Here is a 24984-nt window from a genome sequence, read left to right as displayed (position 1 = left end):
GCAATGGGCGAGGGTTTCACTCGCGTGGCGGCGCCAGGGTTCGAACCTGGGTAGGCTGAGCCGGCAGATTTACAGTCTGCTCCCTTTGGCCACTCGGGCACACCGCCATGATCGCTGCCGTCTTTCCGCCTTGCGGCGGCGCTCCTTGGCAACGACGTAAACGATACCCGATGACCGGGGGTGCTTCGCCACCGGATTGATCAGCACCGCACGTGGGCGCGGTGGCTAGGCTTTGCGGAGCGGTCCGGGGATGTCCGGCCGCGCCCTTCGGGGCCGTCACTACCGACTTCAAGGAGCCACAGCACATGGCCGACTCCAGTTTCGACATCGTCTCGAAGGTCGAGCGGCAGGAGGTCGACAACGCCCTCAACCAGTCCGCCAAGGAGCTCTCGCAGCGCTACGACTTCAAGGGCACCGGCGCCACGATCGCCTGGTCCGGCGAGAAGATCCTGATGGAGGCGAACTCCGAGGAGCGCGTCAAGGCCGTCCTGGACGTCTTCGAGACCAAGCTGGTCAAGCGCGGGATCTCCCTCAAGGCGCTCGACGCCGGTGAGCCGCAGCTGTCCGGCAAGGAGTACAAGATCTTCGCCACGATCGAAGAGGGCATCTCCCAGGAGAACGCCAAGAAGGTCGCGAAGATCATCCGTGACGAGGGCCCCAAGGGCGTCAAGGCCCAGGTCCAGGGTGAGGAGCTGCGCGTCAGCTCCAAGAGCCGCGACGACCTCCAGGAAGTCCAGGCCCTCCTCAAGGGCAAGGACCTGGACTTCGCGATCCAGTACGTGAACTACCGCTGATCATCGGCTTGGGCCTCGGCTCAGCCCGCACGCCGGCCCGGCGGTCCTTCGAGGACCGCCGGGCCGCGGTCGTTGCGGCGGGGGTACGCGCGGCAGGTGCCACGTGCGGCAAGTGCCTTTGTGGCGGGCTACCGCGGGCGTCGTCGCGGCCGGTGTCGCGGGACCGGCGCTCGGTGGGTGTGTGCCGGGCGTGAGCGGCGTGCGCGCCCGTGGCGTCCTCCGTGTGCACTTGGGCGGCGGGGAGTGCGCCCACCAGGGTGAGGGGTGTCCGTCACCGCCTCGACAGGGGGTTCCCGCATGCCTGGGGCCGACACGTTACGTGAAGACTTCGGGGCGTCCGTGGTGGTCGCCCTGGTCGCGCTACCGCTCTGCGTCGGAGTGGCCGTCGCCTCCGGGGTGCCGGCCGAACTCGGGATCCTCACCGGGGTGGTGGGCGGGCTGGTCACCGGCTGGTTCCGGGGCAGTTCCCTCCAGGTGAGCGGCCCGGCCGCCGGGCTCACCGTGCTCGTCTACGAGGCCGTGCGGACCTACGGGCTGCCCGCGCTCGGCGTCCTCGTCCTGGCCGCCGGCCTGGTGCAGCTGGGCATGGGCGTGCTGCGGCTCGGGCGGTGGTTCCGGGCGATCTCCGTGGCCGTCGTGCACGGGATGCTGGCCGGCATCGGGCTCGTGCTGATCGCCGGTCAGCTGTACGCGCTGGCCGGTGTGGAGGCCCCGGCGCGGACCCTGGAGAAGCTGGCCGGTGCCCTGGAGCTCGGCGGGCGCGCCGACTGGACCGCCGTGGCCCTGGGGGCCGGGACCGTAGCGGTCCTGGTGGCCTGGCGGCGGCTGCCCGACCGGCTGCGGCTCGTACCGGGGGCGCTCGTCGGGGTCGCGGCCGCGACCGCCGCGGCCGTACTGCTGCGGCTGCCCGTGGAGCGGGTCCGGGTCACGGGCGTCCTGGCGGCCGTGACCCCGCCCGACTGGGAGGACTTCGGAGTGCTGGCCTCCGTGGGGGCCGCGGGGACCGTGGTGGCGCTCGCGCTGATCGCCTCCGCCGAGACGCTGTTCAGCGCCGCGGCCGTGGACCGCATGCACGACGGGGACCGGACCGACTACGACCGCGAACTGGTCGCCCAGGGCGTCGGCAACACCTTCTGCGGGCTTCTCGGGGCACTGCCGATGACCGCCGTCATCGTCCGCAGCGCCGCCAACGTCGAGGCCGGCGCCCGTACTCGGGCCTCGCGGATCCTGCACGGCGGCTGGCTGCTGCTGTTCGCCGTGGCCGTCCCCGGACTGCTGGAGTCCGTCCCGCTCGCCGCGCTCGCCGGGGTGCTGCTGCACGCCGGCTGGAAGCTGCTGCCGGTGCGGGCGGTGGCCGCCCTGTGGCGGTCGCACCGGGGCGAGGCGGTCGTCCTGGTGGCGACGGCCTCGGCGATCGTGGCCACGAACCTCTTCGAGGGGGTGCTCGCCGGGCTGGGGCTCGCCGTCGCCAAGGCGGCCTGGGAGACCTCCCACGTCCACCTCGAGCCGGTGTGGGAGGGCGACGAACTGCGCGTGCGGATCCTGGGGAACGCAAGCTTCCTGCGGCTGCCCAAACTGCTCGACGAGCTGGACGCACTCCCCCACGGCGGCACCGTCCGCCTCGACCTGAGCGGTCTGCGCCACCTCGACCACGCCTGCCTGACCGCGCTGGACGGCTGGGAGAGCAGCCGCACGCCGGTTCCCGGCAAGGAAGGCGTCATCTAGCCCGGATACCCTCCGGCCGTGACCGCCATGAACTCCAACGCCAACGCCTTGCCGGACGAGATGAAGCGCACCCTGGGTGTCTTCGACGCCGTCGTCGTCGGGCTCGGAGCGATGATCGGCGCCGGGATCTTCGCCGCGCTGGCCCCGGCGGCCCGGGCGGCGGGCGGGGCGCTCCTCGCGGCGCTCGCGGTCGCCGCACTGGTGGCGTACTGCAACGCGCACTCCTCGGCGCGGCTGGCCGCCCGGTATCCCTCCTCGGGCGGCACCTACGTGTACGGGCGCGAACGGCTCGGGCCCTTCTGGGGATATCTGGCCGGCTGGGGCTTCGTCGTCGGCAAGACGGCCTCCTGCGCGGCGATGGCCCTCACGGTCGGGGCCTACGCGTGGCCCGGGCAGCAGCACGCGGTGGCCGTGGCCGCGGTGGTGGCACTGACCGCGGCGAGCTACGGCGGGGTGCAGAAGTCCGCCCGGATCGCCCGGGTGATCGTGGCGGTGGTGCTGGCCGTCCTGGCCGGGGTCGTCGTGGTGTGCCTGTCCTCCGGCGCGGCCGACGCCGGCCGTCTCGGCGGCTCGGACTGGGCCGCAGCCGGGCTGCTCCAGGGCGCCGGGCTGCTGTTCTTCGCCTTCGCGGGCTACGCCCGGATCACCACCCTGGGCGAGGAGGTGCGCGACCCGGAGCGCACGATCCCGCGAGCGGTGCCCCTCGCCCTGGGGATCGCCCTGCTCGTCTACGCCGCGGTCTCGGTGGCGGCGCTGTCGGTGCTCGGAGCCGACGGGCTGGGGCGGTCGGCGGCTCCGCTGGCCGATGCCGTGCGCGCGGCCGGCTGGCCCGGACTGACTCCCGTCGTCCGGGTGGGCGCGGCTCTGGCGGCGCTGGGCTCGCTGCTGGCACTCGTACTCGGGGTGTCGCGGACCACCCTGGCGATGGCCCGGGACGGCCATCTGCCGCGCGCGCTGGCCGCCGTACACCCACGGCATCAGGTGCCGCACCACGCCGAGCTGGCGGTGGGCGCGGTGGTGGCGGTGCTCGCGGCCACCACCGATCTGCGGGGCGCGATCGGCTTCTCGTCCTTCGGCGTGCTCGCCTACTACGCGATCGCGAACGCCTCCGCGTGGACTCTCGATTCAGGTGTCAAGGACCGGGCCGTGGCAGCGGTGGGGCTGTCCGGCTGCGTGGTGCTGGCCTGCGCGCTGCCCGCCGCGTCGACGATCGCGGGGGCTTCTGTGCTGGCGCTGGGCGCGCTGGCCTACGGCGTGCGCCGGAGGCTCACACCCGGGCTCTGAAGTCCGCCCAGGGGGTCAGTTCCAGGTCCCACTCCTCCCCCGCGCCCGATTCCTCGCTGAACCAGGCGCTGCCGTCGAGCCAGCCGTGCAGCCAGTCGGCGAGCGCGGGTGATTCGAGGTACCAGGCGAGGGCCGGATCACCCGAGTTCGGTTCGAACAGCAGGACTTGGGCGGTTTCCGAGCGGCAGTCCACGCAGGCGCGCAGGGCGCAGCCGAAGTCGGCTATGGGCAGGACGCCCTCGGGCCAGCGCCAGGCCGACGCGCGCATCGCGGTGTATTCGGCGACGGCGCGCTCCAGGGACAGCAGGCCGTACTCGGGCCCGAAGCCGCCGTCCGCGACCCGGGTGTGGAGGGCCCCGAGGAGGGGCGGCAGGGCGAAGCCCAGGGCGGCCTCGGCCCGGTGCAGCTCCTCGGCGGCCAGGGGCGCCGGAAGGGGTGCGGGCGGGGCGCCGGTGGCCCCGTACCGCCCCTGGTGGGAGCCGTGCGCACGACCGGCTACTTGCTTCAGCAACTGCTCGGTGTCATCCATGCACACAGAGTGACACTCCCCACTGACAATCCCGCTGACCTGGGATTTCAAGGGTTCAGGCGCTGCCGACGGGGATCTCGGTCCGCTTGGCGTTCCGTGGTCGGCGCCCCGGCGGCGGCGTTCGAGTCGTACCCGACGAAGAAGGTGGGCCGGCGCTGCACCGCCGTGTAGATGCGGCCGATGTACTCGCCGAGCAGGCCGACGCAGATCAGCTGCACCCCGCCGAGGAACAGCATCACGATGAACAGCGAGGTCCAGCCGGGAACGGTCTTGCCCTCCAGGTAGATCGCCAGGGTGGCGCCCACCATCAGCAGGCAGCCGAAGAAGCTGGCCACCCCCAGCCAGGTCGCCAGGCGCAGCGGGGCGGCGGAGAAGTTGATGACGCTGTCGACGCCGAGCCGGAGCATCTTGCTCAGCGGGTACTTGGTCTCGCCCGCCACCCGCTCCTCGCGCTGGTAGGTGACCTGGCCGCTGGGGAAGCCGAGCCAGGGCACGAGCAGGCGGTACACCTGGTGCTGGTCGGGCATGGCCTTGACCGCGTCGACCGCCGCGCGGCTCAGCAGCCGGAAGTCGCCCGCCTGCGCGGGCACCTGCTTGCCGACGAGGCGGCGCACCAGCCAGTAGTACGCGCCGGCCGTGTGCCGCTTGAACCCGGTGTCGGTGCTGCGGTCGGCCCGGACCCCGTAGACGATGTCGAGGCCGTCCGCGCGGGCCAGGTCGAGCATCTCCGGGATCTTCTCCGGCGGGTCCTGGAGGTCCGCGTCGATGCTGGCCACGTACGCGCCCGAGGCGCTGTGCAGGCCGGCGGTCAGGGCGGCCTGGTGGCCGGAGTTCCCGCGCAGCCGCACGATCCGCAGCTCGGGCCATTTGGCCTGGAACTCGGTGAGCAGTTCCGCGGTGCGGTCCTTGCTGCCGTCGTCGACGGCGACGACCTCGTACCGGACGGCCATGGAGTCGAGAGCCGGGCGCAGCCTGCCGACCAGGGCCGGCAGCGCATCCTCCTCGTTGTACATCGGCACGACCACCGAGAGGGTCGTGGGGAGCTCGGAGGGCTCGGAGAACTCGGAAGGCTCAGAGGGCTCAGTCGACATCGGTTCTTCCCTGCCCGTCGTGCGTGCCGCTCGTCCGCGTCACTCGTCCGCAACCCGGAACTTTAATACGAGTGGATGCACCTGATCCGGGCTCGGCGGCTCAGCGCGAGGCGAACGGGGCGTCCGTGGGGACGATCTCACGGCCCAGCGGGAGCAGGGACAGCGGGACCATCTTGAAGTTGGCGATGCCGAACGGGATGCCGATGATCGTGAGGCACAGCGCGATGCCGGTGACGATGTGGCCGAGGGCCAGCCACCAGCCCGCGAGGACCAGCCACAGCACGTTCCCGACGCAGGACGCGGCGCCCGCGTCACGGCGCTCGACGGCGGTGTACCCGAAGGGCCACAGGGCGTACACCGCGATGCGGAACGAGGCGATGCCGAAGGGGATTCCGATGATGGTGATGCAGAGGATCACGCCCGCCAGGCAGTAGCCCAGGAAGAGCCAGACGCCACTGAGGACGAGCCAAATGAGATTCAGGATGGTCTTCACCGGCTGCGTCCTGCCATCTGTTCGAGCCGGGCGATGCGCTCGGCCATCGGGGGGTGCGTGGAAAACATCTTGGACAATCCCTCGCCGGGACGGAAGGGATTGGCGATCATCATGTGGCTCGCGGTCTCCAGTCGCGGCTCGGCCGGCAGCGGGAGCTGCTTGGTGCCCGCGTCCAGCTTGCGCAGGGCGCTGGCGAGGGCGAGCGGGTCCCCGGTGAGCTGGGCCCCGGAGGCGTCCGCCTCGTACTCGCGCGAGCGGCTGATGGCGAGCTGGATCACGGAGGCCGCCAGCGGGCCGAGGATCATGATCAGCAGCATGCCGAAGAGGCCCGGGCCCTCGTCGTCGTTGGAGCGGCCGATGGGGATCAGCCAGGCGAAGTTGACCAGGAACATGATCACGGAGGCGAGGGCGCCCGCGACCGACGAGATGAGGATGTCGCGGTTGTAGACGTGGCTGAGCTCGTGGCCGAGGACCCCGCGCAGCTCGCGCTCGTCGAGGATCCGCAGGATGCCCTCGGTGCAGCAGACCGCGGCGTTGCGCGGGTTGCGGCCGGTGGCGAAGGCGTTGGGGGCCTCCGTCGGGGAGATGTAGAGCCGGGGCATGGGCTGGCGCGCGGAGGTGGAGAGCTCGCGCACCATGCGGTAGAGCTCGGGGGCCTCGAACTCGCTGACGGGGCGGGCACGCATCGCGCGTAGAGCCAGCTTGTCGCTGTTCCAGTACGCGTACGCGTTGGTGCCGAGGGCCACGAAGACGGCGACGATCAGGCCGCCCCGGCCGAAGAAGCTGCCGATGAGGATGATGAGGGCCGACAGACCACCGAGGAGTACGGCGGTCTTCAGTCCGTTGTGCCGGCGGTGCACGGTGCGCCCTCCAAGTGGTGCGGCAGGGGGACCCGTCCAGGATCTGGGGATCGGAGGGCCTACGGTCCAGTGGACCCTTCCTTCCTGGTCAACGCGAGGTGAGCGCGGCAGGTTCCCCGGGCGCGCCGAGCCCCGCCGCCCCGGTGGACCGGGGGGCGGGGCCGCGGCGGGCGCGGTGGAGATTAGGCCGTACGGGTTACGGGCGCGGTGCAGGCCACGGCTCCGGCAGGGCTCGGAGGGGGCTCCGGCAGCGCTCCCGCAGTGCTCCCGCGGCGCTTCGGCCCGGCTCTACAGCGGGAAGAGGCTGCCCGTCGCGAAGCGCAGGACGAGCTGCGGGGCGCCCGAGAGGACCAGGGCGGTGGCGGCGGTGAGCACGATGGCCGCCGTGACCGGCCAGGGGGTCCCCGTCCGGGGCTGCGCGCCCTCCTGTGCGCCCCCTTGTGCGCCTTCCCGCGCCGGGTCCCTGTCGGGGGCGCGGAAGAGCAGGGCGGTCCAGCGCAGGTAGTAGTACAGCGCGATCACGACGTTGACGGCCATGACCACGGCGAGCCAGCCCAGCCCGGCGTCGACCGCCGAGCGGAAGACGGTGACCTTCGCGAAGAGCCCGATGATGCCCGGCGGCAGACCGGCCAGGCAGAGCAGGAAGAACGCCATCGCGAGGGCGGCGAGCGGGCTCTCGGCGTACAGGCCCCGGTAGTCGGAGAGCCGGTGCAGGGGCTTCGTACGGGCCACCAGGGCGGCCACGGCGAAGGCGCCGAGGTTCACGGCGGCGTACATGAGGGCGTAGGCGACGGTGGAGCCGATCTGGTCGCGGCCGGCGTAGGCGGCGGCCGCGATCGGGACCAGCAGGTAGCCGGCCTGGCCGACGGAGGACCAGGCGAGCAGCCGTACGGCGCCGCCGGGACGGTCGGCGGACTGGCGCAGGGCCGCCGCGTTGCCGAGGGTCATGGTGAGGGCGGCGAGGACGGCGAGGGCCGGGCCCCAGACGTCGGAGTACGCGGGGAAGGCGATCACGGTGACGAGGATGAGCCCGGTGAAGCCGACGGCCTTGCCGATGACCGACAGGTATCCGGCGACGGGCAGCGGGGCGCCGACGTAGGTGTCCGGGACCCAGAAGTGGAAGGGGACGGCGGCCGTCTTGAAGGCGAAGCCGACCAGGGTGAGCGCGACTCCGGCCATGGCGAGGGTGTCGAGCTGCCCGGGGACGCTTTCGAGCCGGTCGGCGACCTGGGTGAGGTGCAGGGAGCCGGTGGCGGCGTAGACGAAGCTGACGCCCATCAGGGACACGGCGGTGGCGGTGACCGAGGACAGGAAGAACTTGAGGGCGGCCTCGGAGGAGAGCCGGTCGCCGCGCTGCAGGCCGACGAGGGCGAAGGCGGGCAGCGAGGCGACTTCGAGGGCCACGATCAGGGTGGCGAGGTCGCGGGAGGCGGGCAGCAGGGCCGCGCCGGCGGCGGAGGAGAGCAGCAGGAACCAGTACTCGCCGGCCGGCATGCGCGCCTCGCGGACGGCCGTGACCGACAGCAGGGCGGTGACCAGGGCGCCGCCCAGGACGAGGAACTGGACGACGAGCGCGAAGTGGTCGGCGGCGTAGCTGCACGCGGCGGGGTCGGCCGTACCGGGTCCGGTGAGGCAGAAGGTGGTGCGGTCGCCGGCGCGCAGCGGCAGCAGCGTGGCGGTCGCGGCGGCCAGTCCGGCGACGGAGATCCAGCCGAGCAGCGGCTTGCGGCGCTCCGGCAGGAAGAGGTCGGCGACCAGGACGAGGAGGCCGACGGCGGCGGTGATGACGACCGGCGCGATGGCGAGCCAGTCGACGGACTGGACCATGCTGGGGCCGCCGGCGGCGGCGATGGCGTTGCTGGTGATGGGGCCGCTGGTGAGGGGGCTGAGGACCGTCATGAGTTCCCTCCGGCGAGGAGCTTCTGGACGGCCGGGTCGGTGAGGCCGAGGAGGACCGCGGGCCACAGGCCGGCGAGGAGGGTGAGGGCGACGAGCGGGGTCCAGGCGGCGTACTCGTAGCGCTGGATGTCCGCGAGGACCACGGGGGCGGCGGCGCTTTCGCGCGCGGCCTTCGGGTCGCCCATGCACACCCGCCGTACGACGATCAGAAGATAGGCGGCCGTGAGCAGGGTGCCGAACGCGCCGACGGACATGTACGTGAGGAACGCGGGCCGGGACAGGCCCTCGGCGGGGTCGAACGCGCCGAAGAGGGCCAGCATCTCGCCCCAGAAGCCGGCCAGGCCGGGGAGGCCCAGCGAGGCGATGGCGGCGAAGGCGAGGAGGGCGCCGAAGCGGGGGGCACGGCCGTAGAGGGCCGCTCCGGTGGCTCCGGCGAGGGTGTCGAGGTCGGCCGTGCCGTAGCGGTCCTTGAGGGCGCCGACCAGGAAGAAGAGGAGGCCGGTGATCAGGCCGTGGGCGACGTTGGCGAAGAGCGCGCCGTTGACGCCGGTGGGGGTCATGGATGCGATGCCGAGCAGCACGAAGCCCATGTGGCCGACGGAGGAGTACGCGATGAGGCGCTTGAGGTCGCCCTTGTTGCCCTTGCGGGCGAGGGCGAGGCAGGCCAGGGATCCGTAGACGATGCCCACGGCGGCGAAGGCGCCCAGGTACGGGGCGAAGGTGGCCATGCCGTCGGGGGTGGCGGGCAGCAGGATCCGGACGAACCCGTAGGTGCCCATCTTCAGCAGGACGCCCGCGAGGAGGACGGAACCGACGGTGGGGGCGGCCGTGTGGGCGTCCGGCAGCCAGCTGTGCAGCGGCCACATCGGGGTCTTCACGGCGAGGCCGATCCCGATGGCCAGGACGGCCAGGACCTGGGTGGTGTGGGACAGTTCGCGGCCGTTGTCAGAGGCGAGTGCCACCATGTCGAAAGTGCCGCTGTTCAGTCCGATCAGCAGCAGGCCGAGCAGCATGACGACGGAGCCGAGGAGGGTGTAGAGGATGAACTTCCAGGCGGCCGCCTGCCGCTGAGCACCGCCCCAGCGGGCGATGAGGAAGTACATCGGGATGAGGACCATCTCGAAGGCGAGGAAGAACAGCAGCAGGTCGAGGACGGCGAAGGTGGCGAGGGTGCCGGACTCCAGGACCAGGAGCAGGGCGACGAAGGCCTTCGCGGAGGGGCCCGCGGGGAGCTTGAAGTAGCTGTAGAGCGCGCAGAGGAAGAACAGCAGCGCGGTCATCAGGAGGAGGGGGAGCGAGATGCCGTCGATGCCGAGGTGGATCCGGACGTTCAGCGCCTGGATCCAGCTGATGTCCGTCGTCGCCTGGAAGCGGGACGGGGCGTCGTGGTCGAAGCCCACGGCGAGGACGACCGCCGCGGCGAGGATGGCACCGGTCACGGTCACGCCGTGGCGCAGTACGGCCTGTTCGGGGCTCTTGCCCTTCAGTCCGGGCGGGGCCGGCAGGAGGGCGGCGACCGCGCCGACGAGGGGTCCGGCCACGACGAACGCCAGAAGGAACTGCATCACGGACGGGCTGATATCAATCACGGCTGACTCACGGCTCACGATCCGGCGTTGACGTTGGCGAGGACGGCGGTGGCGATCGCCAGGACCACGGCGCCGGCGAGCAGGGCACTCAGGTAGCTCTGCACGTTGCCGGTCTGGGCGCGGCGTACGAGGCCGCCGAGCAGCCGGGGGCCGAGGCCGGCGCCACGGACGTACGAGTCCACGACCTCGCGGTCGAGGAAGCGTACGAGGGCTGCGGCGGCTCGGACGGGGCGGACGAACAGGCGGTCGTAGACGGCGTCGAGGTGGAAGCCGACGGCGGCGTGCCGGTGCAGCGGGCCGAGCAGCGCGCGGCCGGGGTCGGCGGCGGGGGCCGTGGACACGACGGGGTGGTCGTGGGTGACCTGGCCGACTTCGGGGCTCTCCGCGGCGGACTCGGCGGCTGCGACGGACGCGGGCACCGCGGCGGTGGCGGACACCTTGGCGGGGCCGCCTCCGGCCGGGGCGAGGGCGGCCTGGGCCTTGGCGCGCTGCCACAGGGCGTAGGTGAGCACCGCGCCGACGGCGGCGGCGCCGGTGCCGAGGACCGAGGTCGTCAGCGACGGGGTGAGCTCGCGGCCTTCGAAGAAGTCGGTGAGGGGACCGGCCAGCAGGCCGAAGCCGACGGACGGGACGGCCAGCAGCCACAGCACGCCGGTCATGGCGACGGGCTCCTTGCCGTGGTCGGGGGCGGCCACGCCCCGGCCGCGGAAGGCCATCAGCCACAGCCGGGTGGCGTAGGCGGCGGTGAGCAGGGCGGTCAGCACGCCGGCGACGAGGACCACCCAGCCGGCCGCGCTCGGGGCGAGCTCCGAGTGGCCTCCGGCGGTGTGCTCGGCGGCGACGAGGACGGCTTCCTTGGAGAAGAAGCCGGCGAAGGGCGGGAAGGCGGCGAGCGCGAGCAGCGCGATCGTCATCGTCCAGAAGGCGTCGGGGATGCGCTTGGCCAGGCCGTCCATGCGGGACATGGCGGCGAGGGAGTTCGTCCCCGCGGCATGGATGATCACGCCGGCGCCGAGGAACAGGAGCGCCTTGAAGGCGCCGTGGGACAGGAGGTGGAAGACGGCGGCCGCGCGGTCGCCTACGGCCAGGGCCCCGGTCATGTAGCCGAGCTGGCCGATCGTGGAGTAGGCGAGCACCCGCTTGATGTCGTCCTGGGCCAGGGCGGCGAGGGCGGAGCCGACCATCGTGACGGCCGCCATGACGGCCAGGACCACCAGCGCGGCACGGGAGGCCGCGAAGACGGGGAGGAGGCGGGCCACGAAGTAGACACCGGCGGCGACCATCGTCGCCGCGTGGATCAGCGCGGAGACCGGGGTGGGGCCCGCCATGGCGTCCGGAAGCCAGGTGTGCAACGGGAACTGCGCGGACTTGCCCGCGACTCCGGCCAGCAGGAGCAGCGCGATGAGCGTCGGGTGGTCGAGCCCGCCCGCGGCGACGGTGCCCAGGATCTTGGTGATCCGGAAGGACCCGGCGTCGGTGGCGAGCGCGAACAGGCCGATGAGGAAGGGGACGTCGCCCAGCTTGGTGACGAGGAAGGCCTTCAGGGAGGCGGAGCGGGCCGCCTCGGTCTCCCAGTAGTGGCCGACCAGGAAGTACGAGCAGATGCCCATGATCTCCCAGCCGACCAGCAGCACCATCAGGTCGCCGGAGTAGACGACGAGCAGCATGGCGGAGGTGAACAGCGAGACCAGGGCGGCGTAGGACGGGTAGCGCGGGTCCTCGCGCAGGTACGCCGTCGAGTAGATCTGCACGCAGGTGGCGACGACGCCCACGAGGACGGCCACCATGACGGCGAAGCCGTCCAGGTGGAGCGAGAGCTCGATGGGCACCGAGCCGGTCGGGGTCAGCTCGGTCGCCGTGTCGATCGCCTTGCCGCCGGCCTGGCGGAAGGCGACCAGGACCGCGAGGACGGCGGCGGCCAGCGTCGGCAGGACGGCGAGCGGCTTGACGAAGCCGGGGGCGGTCCGGCCGAGCAGCAGTCCCGCCAGCGCGCCCAGGAAGGGCAGGAGGGGGACCAGTACGGCGAGGGTCGGGGTGCTCACGCGGCGGCTCCGGTCGCAGGGTTCGCGCTGTCCGGGTTCGCGCCGGCCGGGTTCCGGCCGTCCGGCTCGTGGCCCTCGGCGGTGTCGCGCAGTCGGTCGACGTCCGCGGTGCCCCGGTTGCGGTACACCATCAGCACGATCGCGAGGCCGATGCCGATCTCGGCGGCGGCGATGGCGATGGTGAAGAGGGTGAGGGCCTGGCCGGCGTGCAGGCTGTCGCGCAGCCAGACGTCGAAGGCCACCAGGTTGAGGTTGACGGCGTTGAGCATCAGCTCGACGGACATCAGGACCAGGATGGCGTTGCGGCGGGCGAGCACTCCGTACAGGCCCGTGCAGAAGAGGAGCGCCGCCAGCACGGCGGGGTAGGCGAGGTGCATCAGCGCTGCCCCTTCTTGTCGGTGGCGGGCGCGGCGGGGGTCGCGGCGGCGGGGGCGGCGCTGTCGGGGGTGTCCTTGCGGGACAGCACGATGGCGCCGATCAGGGCCGCGAGGAGGAGGACGGAGAGCGCCTCGAACGGCAGCACCCAGTGCCGGAAGAGGATCTCTCCCGAGACCTTGGTGGAGCCCTGGGCGGGTCCGTCGAGGTCGATCCAGGTGGTGCGGAAGGCGTCGACGACCACCCAGACGAGCGCGGCGGCCGCGACGAGGGCGACGCCGAGCGCGACCGGGCGGTTGCCCGAGTCGGCGTCCGGTGAGCGGCCGATGGGGGCCTTGGTGAGCATCAGCCCGAAGAGGAGGAGGACGACCACGGAACCGAGGTAGATCAGTACCTGGACCCAGGCGATGAACTCGGCCGTCAGGAGCAGGTACTCGACGGCGACCCCGCCGAGCGCGACGACCAGCCACAGGGCGGCGTGCACGAGCTGCTTGGTGGTGACCGTGACGACGGCCGCGCCGAGGGTGGCGAGGCCGACGAGGACGAAGGCGATCTCGACGCCGCTCGGGGAGAGGAAGCCGTTGCCTTGGGCGGCTGCGGTGATCACGCGTCTCCTTCCGGGGCCGGGGTGTCGAGCGTCGCGGCTGCGGCAGCGGCGGCGGCCGCCGCGGCTGCGGTCTCCGCCTTCTCCACTGCCTTGCGGGCGGCCGCGATCTCCTTGGGCTCCTCGGCTGCCGGGTCCAGGGCGGGCGGGGCCGGGACGGTCCACATCCACTCGCGCAGCTTGTCGCGCTCGTGGGTCAGTTCGTGGATGTCGGTCTCGGCGTACTCGAACTCCGGCGACCAGAACAGCGCGTCGAAGGGGCACACCTCGATGCAGATGCCGCAGTACATGCAGAGGGAGAAGTCGATGGCGAAGCGGTCGAGGACGTTGCGGCTGCGCTCACGGCCACCGGGGGCGGTGGCCGGGAGCGTCTCCTTGTGCGAGTCGATGTAGATGCACCAGTCGGGGCACTCGCGGGCGCACAGCATGCAGACCGTGCAGTTCTCCTCGAACAGGCCGATGACCCCGCGCGAGCGCGGCGGGAGTTCGGGCTGCACCTCGGGGTACTGGGCGGTGTGCGAGCGCTTCGTCATCGTGCGCAGCGTGACGGCCAGGCCCTTGGCGAGGCCGGAGCCGGGGATGGGGGGCATTTACTGGATCGCCACCTTCACGATGCCGGTGAGCGCGATCTGGGCGAGCGCGAGCGGGATGAGTACGGTCCAGGCCAGCTTCTGCAGCTGGTCCTCGCGCAGCCGGGGGTAGCTCACGCGGAGCCAGATCACCACGAAGGACAGCGCGGCGATCTTGATCAGGGTCCAGGCCCAGCCGAAGTCGTCACCGCCGAAGGGGCCGTGCCAGCCGCCCAGGAAGAGGACGGTGGTCAGGGCGCACAGGACGACGATGCCGGCGTACTCGGCGAGCAGGAACAGCGCGAAGCGCAGGCCGGTGTACTCGGTGTACGCGCCGAAGATGATCTCGGAGTCGGCGACGGGCATGTCGAACGGGGGCCGCTGGAGTTCGGCGAGGCCGGCGGTGAAGAAGACGAGCCCGCCGACGATCTGCCAGGGCAGCCACCACCACTCGAAGGCGCCGACGATGCCGGGGAGCGACACCGTTCCGGCGGCCATGGCGACCGAGGCCGCCGCGAGCAGCATGGGGAGCTCGTAGGCGAGCAGCTGGGCGGCGGTGCGGAGGCCTCCGAGCATGGAGAACTTGTTGGCGGAGGCCCAGCCGGCCATGAGCGAGCCGAGGACTCCGATGCCCATGACGGCGAGAGCGAAGAAGATCCCGGCATCGATGACCTGGCCGACGGCGCCCTCGCCGGGGCCGATGGGGATGGCGAGGAGGACCAAGAGGTACGGGAGGAGCGCGACGGCCGGGGCCATCTGGAAGACGCGGCGGTCGGCGTTGGCCGGGACGATGTCTTCCTTCTGCGCGAACTTGACTCCGTCGGCGACGAGCTGGGCCCAGCCGTGGAAGCCGCCGGCGTACATGGGGCCGAGGCGGCCCTGCATGTGGGCCATCACCTTGTGCTCCATCTGCCCGACGACGAGCGGGAGCACGAGGAAGACGGCGAAGACGACGATCAGCCGCAGGGCGACGTCGAGGACGTCGTTCACGCGGCGCCTCCGGTGGGGTCGTTGGGGGTGGGGTCCGTGTCCGTGTCCGTGGCCGTGTCCGTGGCCGTGTCCGTGGCCGAGGGGTCCGCCTTGGGGGCGGACTTGGACCCGGGCTCCTGCGCGGAGTCGGAGCCGGGCTCGGGCTCGGCCTCATCAGAGCCCGCCGGGGTGGCCGGTTCGGCCGGGGACGGCGCGGGGGTGTCGAAGGCCAGCTTCGGGTTGTGCCAGGGGGCGTCCGTACTGCCGCGGGCCGGGCGGGCCGGGGTCTGGGGTTCCGCCGCGGGCGTGGCCTCGGCCTCGGCCGGAGTTGCGGCGGCCTGGCTCGCGGAGCCGTCCGCGACCGAGCGGGAGCGGCGTACCGGGCGGGCCGGGGCGGCGTCCGCCGGGGGTGCCGGGGCTTCGGGCGAGGCCGTGGGGGTCTCCGCCTGGCTCGCGGAGCCTTCCGTCACCGAGCGGGAGCGGCGTACCGGGCGGGCCGGGGTCGCTTCGGACGGGGGCGCCGGGGCTTCGGCCGCCGTCGGCGGGGTGGCTTCGCCGGCTTCGCCGACAGCCGCACGCGGGGTGCGGACCGGGCGGTCGCCGGTGGCGCCGGCCGCCGCACGCGGGGTGCGGGCCGGGCGGTCGCCGGTGGCGCCAGCCGCGGCGCGGGGGGTGCGGGCGGGGCGGGCCGGGGCCGGGGGGAGCTGGCCCTTCATCGGGCCCCAGTCGTTGGGGTCCGGTACGCCCGGCGGGAGCATCTGGCGGCGCTTCGGGGCGTCCGGGTCGTGTGCCTCGCCCGGCTCCTTCGCGCCCGGCCAGGCCTTGGCGACGCGCGCCGCGAGGACGAAGTCCTTGCGCAGCGGGTGGCCCTCGAAGTTCTCGGGGAGGAGCAGCGGGACCAGGTTCGGGTGGTCCGTGAAGACGACCCCGAACATCTCGAAGGTCTCGCGCTCGTGCCATTCGGCGCCGGCGTAGACGGCGACGGCCGAGGGCAGGGAGGGCGCCGAGTGCGGGACGGTGGTGCGCAGCAGGAGGCGGCGTACGCGGTGGTTCTCCAGGGAGACCACGTGCGCGCAGATGCGGAAGCCCGTGCCCGGCTCGTCCACCGCGCTCAGCCAGTCGAAGTAGGTGCAGCCCAGCTTGTCGCGGGCGATCTCCAGGGCGGGGATCCAGCTCGCGGTGGGGACGTCGACCGTGAGGACGGAGTAGGCGAAGGAGCCGACCGCTTCCTCGCCGAAGACCGTTCCCGCCGCGTCGGGGAGGGAGTCGTAGAGGTTCACGCGTCCGTCCCGGGGGCGGGGGGAGGAGACACCAGGCCGCTCGTGAGCTGCGCCGGGGACGGCGCGGGCGTGTTCGCGTAGCGCTCCGCCAGCGATTCGCGGGCGATCTTCTCCTGGAGCTTGAGGATGCCCTGGAGCAGTGCCTCGGGGCGGGGCGGGCAGCCGGGGACGTAGACGTCGACCGGGATGATCTGGTCGACGCCCTTGGTCACCGAGTACGAGTCCCAGTACGGGCCGCCGCAGTTGGAGCAGGCGCCGAAGGAGATCACGTACTTGGGCTCGGGCATCTGCTCGTACAGCCGCTTGACGGCCGGGGCCATCTTGTCCGTCACCGTGCCGGAGACGATCATGAGGTCCGCCTGGCGCGGGCCGGGCGCGAAGGGGATGACGCCGAGCCGGATGAAGTCGTGGCGGGCCATCGAGGCCGCGATGAACTCGATCGCGCAGCAGGCGAGGCCGAAGTTGAAGACCCACAGGCTGTAGCGGCGGCCCCAGTTGAGGACCACCTTCATGGGCTCGGGCGCGAGGCGGGACAGGACGCCCAGCCGCTTCGGCTCCGGGAGCAGCTGCGGCTCCGACGGCACGGCCGGGGTACCGGCCGGGGTCACAGCCATTCGAGGACGCCCTTCTTGTACGCGTAGAGCAGGCCGACGGCCAGGAAGCCGAGGAAGATGAACATCTCCACCAGCGTCGTGGCGCCGTAACCGGCGGCGGCGAACACCGTCGCCCAGGGGAAGAGGAAGATCGAGTCGACGGCGAAGATGACGTAGAGGAAGGCGTAGACGTAGTAGCGGACCTGGGTGTGCGCCCAGCCCTCGCCCACGGGGTCCACGCCGCACTCGTAGGTCAGCAGCTTCTCGCGGGTCGGGACGGACGGGCTCAGCAGACGGTTGGCGCCGAAGGCCACCGCCACGAAGAGCACGCCGAGCGCGGCCAGGAGGCCGACGACCGAATACGTCCGGAAGTAGTCCGCGGCGAGCACGGATACGGTCGATACCGTTGGTTCGGGCACGTCCGTTCCTCGTTCCTCGGCCACTGTCGACGATCAGGTTGATCTGCGGTTGATCTGGTACGGACGGGAGTCTAGGGCCTGGGGTCCACGGGGTGGGGTTATCCCCCGTTTACCTCGGCCCGGCTACCCCATGGCACGAGGGGCCGTGGGCTTGGCAGGGTAGGCGCATGACCGCGAGCAAGCACACCCCCGACGACGGCGCTCCTCCTCCCGTCCGCGCACCCCTCGATGCCGTGACGTGGAAGGAAATCGCCTACCTGTTGAGCAATTTGCCCGCCGCCCTCATCGGGTTCGTCTACACGGTGGTGATGGTGGCGACCGCGGGCGGTCTGTCGGTGACCGCGATCGGTCTGCCGCTGTTCGCATGCGGTCTGTTCGTGTCTCGCCAGTTGGGACGGCTGGAACGGGCGCGGGCCCGCGACCTCTTGGGCGTACGGGTCGACGAGCCGACGCCGATGCCGGGGCCGGGCCGGTCCGGGGGGTTCTTCCCCTGGCTGTGGGCGAGCCTCAAGGACCCGGTGGCGTGGCGGACGGTGCTGTTCGAGCTGATCCGGCTGCCGTGGGCGGTCCTCACCTTCAGTGTGGCACTGACCGGGCTGTTCGTGCTGTGGCCGGTGCTGCCGTGGGTGGTCCGCGGGCTCGCGAACGTGGACCGGGCGATGGTACGGGGCCTGCTGTCGCCCTCCGACGAGCTGGAGCGGCGCATCGCCGAGCTGGAGTCCGACCGCGGCGTCGTGGTCGACACGGCGGCGGCGGACCTGCGGCGCATCGAGCGGGACCTGCACGACGGGGCTCAGGCCCGGCTGGTGGCGCTGGCGATGGGGCTGGGCCTGGCGAAGGAGAAGCTGCTGGAGGACCCCGAGGGGGCGGCGGCGATGGTCGACGAGGCGCACGGGGAAGTGAAGATCGCCCTCCAGGAGCTGCGGGACCTCGCGCGCGGGATCCACCCGGCGGTGCTGACCGACCGGGGGCTGGACGCGGCCCTGTCCTCGGTGGCCTCCCGGTGCCTGGTCCCCGTGAAGGTGGCGGTGGACCTGCCGGCGCGGCCGGCGGAGGCGATCGAGGGGATCGCGTACTTCGTGGTCTCGGAGCTGCTGCAGAACGTGAGCAAGCACGCCGGGCCGGGGGCGCGGTGCGCGGAGGTCGAGGTGTGGCGCACGGGTGGCTCCGCCGACGGGCGGCTGCTGATCCGGGTGTCGGACGACGGGCGGGGCGGAGCGAACGCCCTGGCCGGGTCGGGGCTGGCGGGGCTGGGTGAGCGGCTCGACGCGGTCGACGGCGTGCTGGTGGTGGAGTCGCCCGAGGGGGCGGGGACCGTGGTCACGGCGGAGCTGCCTTGGCGGGAGCGGGTCGCGCGGTAGCGCGGGGGCGGGCTTGCCCGCCGGGAGCCGGATCCTGTGCCCGGCTGGGGGCGCCCGCCGCGGGTGGGTGCGGCGCCGTTCCCGGGGGCCGGCCCCCGGACCCCTGCGCCTCAAACGCCGGCGGGGCTGGATTTGCCCGGCCGGGCGGGGCGCTTGCGCGGCCGGGCGGGGCGCTTGCGCGGCCGGGGCGGATCTTCTGCCCCCGCCGTGGGTGAGTGCGACGCCGTTTCCCGGGGACCAGCCCCCGGACCCCCGCGCCTCAAACGCCGGCGGGGCTGGTTTTGGCTGGGCCCGCCTGTGCGTGCGGGCCGTTGCGGCTGGAATATGGCTCCGCCCATCCACACGTGCCCGCCTTCGGGCTGGAATTTGGTTCCGCCCATCCACACGTGCCCGCCTTCGGGCTGGAATTTGGTTCCGCCCATCCACACGTGCCCGCCGGCAGGCTGGAATGTGGCTCCGCCCGTCCACACGTGCCGGCCGCTGGGGCTGGATCACCCCGCAAGGTGATCCAGCCCCGCCGGCGTTTGAGGCGCGGGTCTGGGCGGAGCCCAGGGAACGGGCGAAGGGCGGGTCGGGGACTCTGCCTCCGCGCAGCGGCCCCCGAGTCCCGGGGCCAGGGCCAGAGCCCCACCCCGGGCTCCGCTCAGCGGCCGCCGAGCCCGGAGCCGGGACCCCGCCCCCGGACCCGCGGTGGGGTATCCCCGGCCGGGCCCGGGGTGGGGTTAACCCCCCTGGGGAGAGGCCGACCCGCCGGATGGTTCCGGGTGGGGGGTCGGCGGGAGGGTTGGGGGACACAGTGGATGAAGGGCGGGTCGGCGATATGGGTAGCGGCGCACACAGCGGCAGCGGGTTCGGCAGGGTGGTGCGGGCTCCCTTCGAGGGGCGGACCTGGCGGGAGTTCGGGTACCTGATGCTCGGGCTGCCGCTGAGCACCCTGTACTTCTCGCTCGCCATCACCGGCGTCAGCCTCGGCGCCGGACTGCTCGTCACCTTCCTCGGAGTCCCGGTGCTGGCCGGGGTCCTGGCCATGTGCCGCGGGTTCGGGCGCGTCGAGCGGGCCCGGCTGCGCGGAATGCTCCGCCACGACATCGCCGAGCCCGCGCCGATCCGGGCGGAGAAGGACAGGGCGATCGCCCGGATGGGGGCGCTGCTCAAGAGCGGGAGCGCCTGGCGGCACGTGCTGTACTCGGTCGTCCACTTCCCGTGGGCGGTGTTCGCCTTCTGCGTGGCCCTGACGTTCTGGGCCTACGGGTGGGCCATGCTGCTCTACCCGCTCTGGTTCTGGGTGTTCCCGGCCTTCACCGATCAGCCGGGGCTGCAGCTCTTCCAGAACGGCGACTCCTACTCCTTCTACCTGGACTCCCCGCTCGCGATCGCGGCGACCTGCGCGACCGGGCTCGCCCTCACGCTGGCCACGCCGTGGGTGGTGCGTGCCCTGACCACCGTGGACCGGGTGCTCGTCTGCGGGCTGCTCGGGCCCTCGCGGCTCGACCACCGGGTCAGCGAGCTGGAGTCCGACCGGGGTGTCGTGGTCGACACCGCCGCGGCCGATCTGCGGCGCATCGAGCGCGATCTGCACGACGGCGCGCAGGCCCGGCTGGTGGCGCTGGCCATGGATCTGGGGCTGGCGAAGGAGAAGCTGACGGAGGACCCGCGGGCCGCCGCCCGCATGGTGGACGAGGCGCACGGGGAAGTGAAGATCGCCCTCCAGGAGCTGCGGGACCTGGCCCGCGGGATCCACCCGGCGGTGCTGACCGACCGGGGGCTGGACGCGGCCCTGTCCTCGGTGGCCTCCCGGTGCGCGGTACCCGTACGGGTGGCAGTGGACCTGCCCTCGCGGCCGGCGGCGGCGATCGAGGGGATCGCGTACTTCACGGTGTCGGAGCTGCTGCAGAACGTGAGCAAGCACGCGAGGGCCCGTACGGCCGGGGTCGACGTGTGGAAGTCGGGCGAGCGGCTGCTGATCCAGGTCGCCGACGACGGGGTCGGCGGGGCCGACTCCGTGGCCGGTTCGGGACTGGCGGGGCTGGCCGAGCGGCTCGACGCCGTGGACGGGCTGCTCGTCGTGGAGTCCCCCGCCGGCGGCGGCACGACCGTCACCGCGGAGCTCCCCTGGCGCCGCGACGCCTGAACGCCTGAGACCCCGGGACGACGACCACGACCGACCGCACGGATGCCCCGTAGGGGGTGTCCGTGCGGTCGCATGTCCTGCGCCCTCCCCCACGGCTTCCGCCCCCCACGGGGTGCCGTTCGGCCCGCCGCGAGCGGGGGCCAAAGCCCTGACTTTCGGGAGTGGGTGGCCCGGCGGGGCGCCCAGGGCCGAAAACAGCCGGTCCGGGGGTACGCGTTGATCGCGCTCCGGCCACATCCGGGCTCGAGACTGGGATGCTTGGCCGAGTCAGGGAACACGGGGCATGAGCGGACGCGGGAGCAGCGAAGTCGTGGAAGACAGGGTGCGGGTGGTCATCGCCGAGGATTCAGTGCTGCTGCGTGAGGGCCTGACCCGGTTGCTGACCGACCGGGGGCATGACGTCGTCGCAGGCGTCGGGGACGCGGAAGCCCTGATCAAGACGGTGGCGGAGCTGGCGGCCGAGAACGCGCTGCCGGACGTGGTGGTGGCCGATGTGCGGATGCCGCCGACGCACACCGACGAGGGGGTGCGGGCAGCCGTACGGCTGCGGCGCGATCACCCCGGCATAGGTGTGCTCGTGCTGTCCCAGTACGTGGAGGAGCAGTACGCCACCGAACTGCTGGCCGGGTCCAGTACCGGGGTGGGGTACCTGCTGAAGGACCGGGTGGCCGATGTGCGCGAGTTCCTCGACGCCGTCGTCCGGGTGGCCCGGGGCGGTACCGCCCTGGACCCGGAGGTCGTGGCGCAGCTGCTCGGCCGCAGCCGCAAGCAGGACGTGCTGGCGGGGCTGACCCCGCGCGAGCGCGAGGTGCTCGGGCTGATGGCCGAGGGGCGGACCAATTCCGCGGTGGCCAAGCAGCTGGTGGTGAGCGACGGCGCGGTGGAGAAGCACGTCAGCAACATCTTCATGAAGCTGGGCCTGTCACCCAGTGACGGGGATCACCGGCGCGTGCTGGCCGTTCTCACCTACCTAAGATCTTGATCAACTGACACTCTGTCAGGTAAGGCCGGATTCGGACAGACCGCCGAAGGGGCGGTCCAGAAAATGAGCAGCCCGGGGAAGCGATCCCTACGGACGTAGGGTTGACCTTGGGCAGTGCTCACGCCTCGAAGGAGGTCCAGTTCAGTGACCAGCCAGGTCAGTAGCCCAGCCGAACAGTCCGACGGGGCCGAAGGCGCAGTCGTCGGCGAACAGCGGACGTCCCCGGGCCCGGACAGCGCACCCACGGGCCACACCGGGGACGCCGGGGCGAAGGAAGTGCGCCGACTCGATCGGGTGATCATCCGCTTCGCGGGTGACTCCGGTGACGGCATGCAGCTCACCGGTGACCGCTTCACCTCGGAGACCGCCTCCTTCGGCAACGACCTCTCGACGCTGCCGAACTTCCCGGCCGAGATCAGGGCGCCCGCCGGCACCCTCCCCGGCGTGTCGTCCTTCCAGCTGCACTTCGCCGACCACGACATCCTGACGCCGGGCGACGCCCCGAACGTCCTGGTGGCGATGAACCCGGCGGCGCTGAAGGCGAACATCGCGGACGTGCCGCGCGGCGCGGAGATCATCGTCAACACCGACGAGTTCACCAAGCGCCCGATGGCGAAGGTCGGCTACGAGACCTCCCCGCTGGAAGACGGCTCCCTGGACGCCTACAACGTCCACCCGGTGCCGCTGACCAGCCTCACCGTCGAGGCGCTGAAGGATTTCGGGCTCTCCCGCAAGGAGGCCGAGCGCAGCAAGAACATGTTCGCGCTCGGGCTGCTGTCCTGGATGTACCACCGGCCCACCGAGGGCACCGAGAAGTTCCTGCGGCAGAAGTTCGCGAAGAAGCCGCAGATCGCGGAGGCGAACGTCGCCGCCTTCCGGGCGGGCTGGAACTTCGGCGAGACCACCGAGGACTTCGCCGTCTCCTACGAGGTGGCCCCGGCCACCCGCGCCTTCCCGGCCGGCACCTACCGCAACATCTCCGGGAACCTCGCCCTGTCCTACGGGCTGATCGCGGCGGGCCAGCAGGCCGATCTGCCGCTCTACCTGGGCTCGTACCCGATCACCCCGGCCTCGGACATCCTGCACGAGCTGTCGAAGCACAAGAACTTCGGCGTACGCACCTTCCAGGCCGAGGACGAGATCGCCGGCATCGGCGCGGCGCTGGGCGCGGCCTTCGGCGGCGCGCTCGCCGTGACCACCACCTCCGGCCCGGGCGTGGCCCTGAAGTCCGAGACGATCGGCCTCGCGGTCTCCCTGGAGCTGCCGCTGCTGATCGTGGACATCCAGCGCGGCGGCCCGTCGACCGGTCTGCCGACCAAGACGGAGCAGGCCGATCTGCTCCAGGCCATGTACGGGCGCAACGGCGAGGCCCCGGTGCCGATCGTGGCCCCGCGCACCCCGGCGGACTGCTTCGACGCCGCCCTGGACGCGGCCCGGATCGCGCTGACCTACCGGACCCCGGTGTTCCTGCTCTCCGACGGGTACCTCGCCAACGGCTCCGAGCCCTGGCGGATCCCGGACGTGGCGGACCTGCCGGACCTGAAGGTGCAGTTCGCCGCCGGACCCAACCACGAGCTCGCGGACGGCACCGAGGTCTTCTGGCCGTACAAGCGCGATCCGCAGACCCTGGCCCGCCCGTGGGCGGTCCCGGGCACGCCGGGGCTGGAGCACCGGATCGGCGGCATCGAGAAGCAGGACGGCACGGGCAACATCTCGTACGACCCGGCCAACCACGAGTTCATGGTCCGCACCCGCCAGGCCAAGATCGACGGCATCCAGGTCCCCGACCTGGAGGTCGACGACCCGGACGGCGCGCGGACCCTGGTGATCGGCTGGGGTTCGACGTACGGGCCGATCACGGCCGCCGTGCGCCGGCTGCGGATCGCCGGGCTCCCCATCGCGCAGGCCCACCTGCGCCACCTCAACCCCTTCCCGAGGAATCTGGGTGAGGTCCTGAAGCGTTACGACAAGGTAGTGGTGCCGGAGATGAACCTCGGGCAGCTCGCGACCCTCCTGAGGGCGAAGTACCTGGTCGACGCGGCGTCGTACAACCAGGTGAACGGCATGCCGTTCAAGGCCGAGCAGCTCGCCAACCATCTCAAGGAGGCCATCAATGACTGAGGTGACCGACAGCCCCTCCCTTCTCTCGCTGGTGCCCAAGGCGGCCGCCAAGCAGTCGATGAAGGACTTCAAGTCGGACCAGGAGGTCCGCTGGTGCCCCGGCTGCGGCGACTACGCGGTGCTCGCGGCCGTCCAGGGCTTCATGCCGGAGCTGGGGCTGGCGAAGGAGAACATCGTCTTCGTCTCGGGCATCGGCTGCTCCTCGCGCTTCCCGTACTACATGGACACCTACGGGATGCACTCGATCCACGGCCGCGCCCCGGCCATCGCGACGGGGCTCGCCACCTCGCGCCGCGACCTGTCGGTCTGGGTGGTCACCGGTGACGGGGACGCGCTCTCCATCGGCGGAAACCACCTGATCCACGCCCTGCGGCGGAACGTGAACCTCAAGATCCTGCTGTTCAACAACCGGATCTACGGGCTGACCAAGGGGCAGTACTCCCCCACCTCCGAGGTCGGCAAGATCACCAAGTCGACCCCGATGGGCTCGCTGGACGCGCCCTTCAACCCGGTCTCGCTGGCGATCGGCGCGGAGGCCTCCTTCGTGGCCCGTACGGTCGACTCCGACCGCAAGCACCTCACCGAGGTACTGCGCGCGGCGGCCGCACACGAGGGCACGGCGCTGGTGGAGATCTACCAGAACTGCAACATCTTCAACGACGGCGCCTTCGAGGTCCTCAAGGACCACGAGCAGGCCCAGGAGGCCGTGATCCGGCTGGAGCAGGGGCAGCCGATCCGGTTCGGCGTGGACGGCGCCAAGGGCGTCGTGCGCAACGTGGCCACCGGCGACCTGGAGGTCGTGACCGTGACCCCCGAGAACGAGTCCCGGATCCTGGTCCACGACGCCTCCTCGGCCTCCCCGACCAACGCGTTCGCGCTGTCCCGGCTGGCCGACCCCGACACGCTGCGCCAGACGCCCATCGGGGTGTTCCGCAACGTGCGGCGGCCCGTCTACGACACGCTCATGGCCGACCAGCTGGAGACGGCCGTGGACCGCAGCGGCAAGGGCGACCTGGGCGCGCTGCTGAGCGGGAACGACACCTGGACCGTCGTCGGCTGAAGCGTCCGCTCGGCCGCTCGGGCGCTCGGCCGCTCGGCCGTCCGCCGCAGTCCTTCGGAGCCCTTCGGAGCCCGGACCCGGGAGACCAGGTCCGGGCTCCGTCGCGTCCCGGCCACCGCGCGGCAACGCAAGTGTCATGAGCATCTCGCCAGACACTAATGACTTTCGGCGTGTGCGGCGCTACCGTCGTCAGGTTGGCTTGAAGTAGCTCTGG

22 protein-coding genes and 1 tRNA gene are annotated in these 24984 nt (G+C 72.2%); 8 read left to right on the top strand and 15 right to left on the bottom strand.

Going from position 1 to position 24984, the window contains the following annotated elements; genetic code table 11:
* Window positions 1–25: 25 nt before the first annotated feature.
* Window positions 26–107, bottom strand: a tRNA-Tyr gene (locus tag ACODT5_RS41935).
* A gap of 198 nt (window positions 108–305) precedes the next feature.
* On the opposite strand from ACODT5_RS41935, the gene ACODT5_RS41930 reads away from it, so the two are divergent.
* From ACODT5_RS41930 to ACODT5_RS41920, 3 genes are all read left to right on the top strand, one after another.
* Complete coding sequence (locus ACODT5_RS41930) at window positions 306–794, top strand: YajQ family cyclic di-GMP-binding protein (protein ID WP_266905515.1); 489 nt, start codon at window positions 306–308, stop codon at window positions 792–794.
* A 297-nt stretch (window positions 795–1091) separates the two neighbouring features.
* A complete protein-coding gene (locus ACODT5_RS41925; RefSeq protein WP_422524203.1) occupies window positions 1092–2519 on the top strand; it encodes a SulP family inorganic anion transporter in 1428 nt (475 codons plus the stop codon).
* A 27-nt stretch (window positions 2520–2546) separates the two neighbouring features.
* Window positions 2547–3803 (top strand): APC family permease, encoded by a 1257-nt coding sequence (locus ACODT5_RS41920; protein WP_422525197.1) that lies wholly within the window; start codon window positions 2547–2549, stop codon window positions 3801–3803.
* On the opposite strand, the gene ACODT5_RS41915 is transcribed toward ACODT5_RS41920, so the two are convergent.
* From ACODT5_RS41915 to ACODT5_RS41850, 14 genes are all read right to left on the bottom strand, one after another.
* Window positions 3787–4332 carry an SMI1/KNR4 family protein gene (locus ACODT5_RS41915; RefSeq protein ID WP_422524202.1) on the bottom strand — a complete coding sequence of 182 codons (546 nt, stop codon included), beginning with the start codon at window positions 4330–4332 and terminating at the stop codon, window positions 3787–3789. The genes ACODT5_RS41920 and ACODT5_RS41915 overlap by 17 nt on opposite strands.
* 47 nt (window positions 4333–4379) lie before the next feature.
* Entirely contained in the window at window positions 4380–5423 is a 1044-nt protein-coding gene (locus ACODT5_RS41910) for a glycosyltransferase family 2 protein (protein ID WP_422524201.1), read from the bottom strand.
* A gap of 100 nt (window positions 5424–5523) precedes the next feature.
* On the bottom strand, window positions 5524–5916 hold the full coding sequence (locus ACODT5_RS41905; RefSeq protein WP_266880582.1) for a YccF domain-containing protein: 393 nt from the start codon (window positions 5914–5916) through the stop codon (window positions 5524–5526).
* Window positions 5913–6776: a zinc metalloprotease HtpX gene (gene htpX / locus ACODT5_RS41900; protein ID WP_422524200.1), complete on the bottom strand. Its 864-nt coding sequence runs from the start codon at window positions 6774–6776 to the stop codon at window positions 5913–5915. Before htpX ends, ACODT5_RS41905 begins: the two co-directional genes overlap by 4 nt.
* Before the next feature lie 288 nt (window positions 6777–7064).
* Window positions 7065–8675, bottom strand: coding sequence for an NADH-quinone oxidoreductase subunit N (locus ACODT5_RS41895; RefSeq protein ID WP_422524199.1), 1611 nt, complete (start codon window positions 8673–8675; stop codon window positions 7065–7067).
* Window positions 8672–10240 carry a complex I subunit 4 family protein gene (locus ACODT5_RS41890; protein WP_422525196.1) on the bottom strand — a complete coding sequence of 523 codons (1569 nt, stop codon included), beginning with the start codon at window positions 10238–10240 and terminating at the stop codon, window positions 8672–8674. Before ACODT5_RS41890 ends, ACODT5_RS41895 begins: the two co-directional genes overlap by 4 nt.
* 38 nt (window positions 10241–10278) lie before the next feature.
* Window positions 10279–12306 (bottom strand): NADH-quinone oxidoreductase subunit 5 family protein, encoded by a 2028-nt coding sequence (locus tag ACODT5_RS41885; RefSeq protein ID WP_422524198.1) that lies wholly within the window; start codon window positions 12304–12306, stop codon window positions 10279–10281.
* The gene (nuoK, locus tag ACODT5_RS41880; protein WP_422524197.1) at window positions 12303–12683 is read right to left on the bottom strand and encodes an NADH-quinone oxidoreductase subunit NuoK; all 381 of its coding nucleotides are present in this window, start codon (window positions 12681–12683) and stop codon (window positions 12303–12305) included. The genes ACODT5_RS41885 and nuoK overlap by 4 nt, the downstream gene beginning before the upstream one ends.
* Complete coding sequence (locus ACODT5_RS41875) at window positions 12683–13288, bottom strand: NADH-quinone oxidoreductase subunit J family protein (RefSeq protein WP_422524196.1); 606 nt, start codon at window positions 13286–13288, stop codon at window positions 12683–12685. Before ACODT5_RS41875 ends, nuoK begins: the two co-directional genes overlap by 1 nt.
* Window positions 13285–13875, bottom strand: a complete 591-nt coding sequence (locus ACODT5_RS41870) for a NuoI/complex I 23 kDa subunit family protein (protein WP_422524195.1) — start codon at window positions 13873–13875, stop codon at window positions 13285–13287. The genes ACODT5_RS41875 and ACODT5_RS41870 overlap by 4 nt, the downstream gene beginning before the upstream one ends.
* On the bottom strand, window positions 13876–14844 hold the full coding sequence (locus ACODT5_RS41865) for a complex I subunit 1/NuoH family protein (RefSeq protein ID WP_422524194.1): 969 nt from the start codon (window positions 14842–14844) through the stop codon (window positions 13876–13878).
* Window positions 14841–16103, bottom strand: a complete 1263-nt coding sequence (locus tag ACODT5_RS41860; RefSeq protein WP_422524193.1) for an NADH-quinone oxidoreductase subunit C — start codon at window positions 16101–16103, stop codon at window positions 14841–14843. Before ACODT5_RS41860 ends, ACODT5_RS41865 begins: the two co-directional genes overlap by 4 nt.
* Window positions 16100–16717 (bottom strand): NADH-quinone oxidoreductase subunit B, encoded by a 618-nt coding sequence (locus tag ACODT5_RS41855; RefSeq protein ID WP_385380590.1) that lies wholly within the window; start codon window positions 16715–16717, stop codon window positions 16100–16102. Before ACODT5_RS41855 ends, ACODT5_RS41860 begins: the two co-directional genes overlap by 4 nt.
* Window positions 16708–17115 carry an NADH-quinone oxidoreductase subunit A gene (locus ACODT5_RS41850; protein ID WP_250740903.1) on the bottom strand — a complete coding sequence of 136 codons (408 nt, stop codon included), beginning with the start codon at window positions 17113–17115 and terminating at the stop codon, window positions 16708–16710. The genes ACODT5_RS41855 and ACODT5_RS41850 overlap by 10 nt, the downstream gene beginning before the upstream one ends.
* Before the next feature lie 167 nt (window positions 17116–17282).
* Here ACODT5_RS41850 and ACODT5_RS41845 point away from each other — a divergent pair, with 167 nt between their 5' ends.
* The 5 genes from ACODT5_RS41845 (at window position 17283) to ACODT5_RS41825 (ending at window position 24770) form a co-directional block, all read left to right on the top strand.
* A complete protein-coding gene (locus ACODT5_RS41845) occupies window positions 17283–18476 on the top strand; it encodes a sensor histidine kinase (protein WP_422524192.1) in 1194 nt (397 codons plus the stop codon).
* Between the two features lie 820 nt (window positions 18477–19296).
* Window positions 19297–20607, top strand: a complete 1311-nt coding sequence (locus ACODT5_RS41840) for a sensor histidine kinase (RefSeq protein WP_422524191.1) — start codon at window positions 19297–19299, stop codon at window positions 20605–20607.
* 322 nt (window positions 20608–20929) lie between these two features.
* Window positions 20930–21589: a response regulator transcription factor gene (locus tag ACODT5_RS41835; protein WP_308313410.1), complete on the top strand. Its 660-nt coding sequence runs from the start codon at window positions 20930–20932 to the stop codon at window positions 21587–21589.
* Window positions 21590–21733: 144 nt separating this feature from the next.
* Complete coding sequence (locus ACODT5_RS41830; RefSeq protein WP_422524190.1) at window positions 21734–23710, top strand: 2-oxoacid:acceptor oxidoreductase subunit alpha; 1977 nt, start codon at window positions 21734–21736, stop codon at window positions 23708–23710.
* Window positions 23703–24770, top strand: coding sequence for a 2-oxoacid:ferredoxin oxidoreductase subunit beta (locus ACODT5_RS41825; protein ID WP_422524189.1), 1068 nt, complete (start codon window positions 23703–23705; stop codon window positions 24768–24770). The genes ACODT5_RS41830 and ACODT5_RS41825 overlap by 8 nt, the downstream gene beginning before the upstream one ends.
* Window positions 24771–24984 lie beyond the last annotated feature (214 nt).

Source organism: Streptomyces tatrensis (assembly GCF_049310065.1).
GTDB lineage: Bacteria > Actinomycetota > Actinomycetes > Streptomycetales > Streptomycetaceae > Streptomyces.
The sequence above is the reverse complement of the archived record's forward strand: the minus strand, read 5'-3'. Positions and strand labels throughout refer to the sequence as shown.

Bases quoted from the DNA above. Each gene is read 5' to 3' on its own strand.
- ACODT5_RS41920 (WP_422525197.1), top strand. From the start codon at position 2,547: ATGAACTCCAACGCCAACGCCTTGCCGGACGAGATGAAGCGCACCCTG.
- ACODT5_RS41895 (WP_422524199.1), bottom strand. From the start codon at position 8,675: ATGACGGTCCTCAGCCCCCTCACCAGCGGCCCCATCACCAGCAACGCC.
- ACODT5_RS41890 (WP_422525196.1), bottom strand. From the start codon at position 10,240: ATGCAGTTCCTTCTGGCGTTCGTCGTGGCCGGACCCCTCGTCGGCGCG.
- ACODT5_RS41930 (WP_266905515.1), top strand. From the start codon at position 306: ATGGCCGACTCCAGTTTCGACATCGTCTCGAAGGTCGAGCGGCAGGAG.
- ACODT5_RS41925 (WP_422524203.1), top strand. From the start codon at position 1,092: ATGCCTGGGGCCGACACGTTACGTGAAGACTTCGGGGCGTCCGTGGTG.
- ACODT5_RS41825 (WP_422524189.1), top strand. From the start codon at position 23,703: ATGACTGAGGTGACCGACAGCCCCTCCCTTCTCTCGCTGGTGCCCAAG.
- ACODT5_RS41870 (WP_422524195.1), bottom strand. From the start codon at position 13,875: ATGCCCCCCATCCCCGGCTCCGGCCTCGCCAAGGGCCTGGCCGTCACG.
- ACODT5_RS41910 (WP_422524201.1), bottom strand. From the start codon at position 5,423: ATGTCGACTGAGCCCTCTGAGCCTTCCGAGTTCTCCGAGCCCTCCGAG.
- ACODT5_RS41840 (WP_422524191.1), top strand. From the start codon at position 19,297: ATGGGTAGCGGCGCACACAGCGGCAGCGGGTTCGGCAGGGTGGTGCGG.
- nuoK (WP_422524197.1), bottom strand. From the start codon at position 12,683: ATGCACCTCGCCTACCCCGCCGTGCTGGCGGCGCTCCTCTTCTGCACG.
- ACODT5_RS41845 (WP_422524192.1), top strand. From the start codon at position 17,283: ATGACCGCGAGCAAGCACACCCCCGACGACGGCGCTCCTCCTCCCGTC.
- ACODT5_RS41915 (WP_422524202.1), bottom strand. From the start codon at position 4,332: ATGGATGACACCGAGCAGTTGCTGAAGCAAGTAGCCGGTCGTGCGCAC.
- ACODT5_RS41855 (WP_385380590.1), bottom strand. From the start codon at position 16,717: ATGGCTGTGACCCCGGCCGGTACCCCGGCCGTGCCGTCGGAGCCGCAG.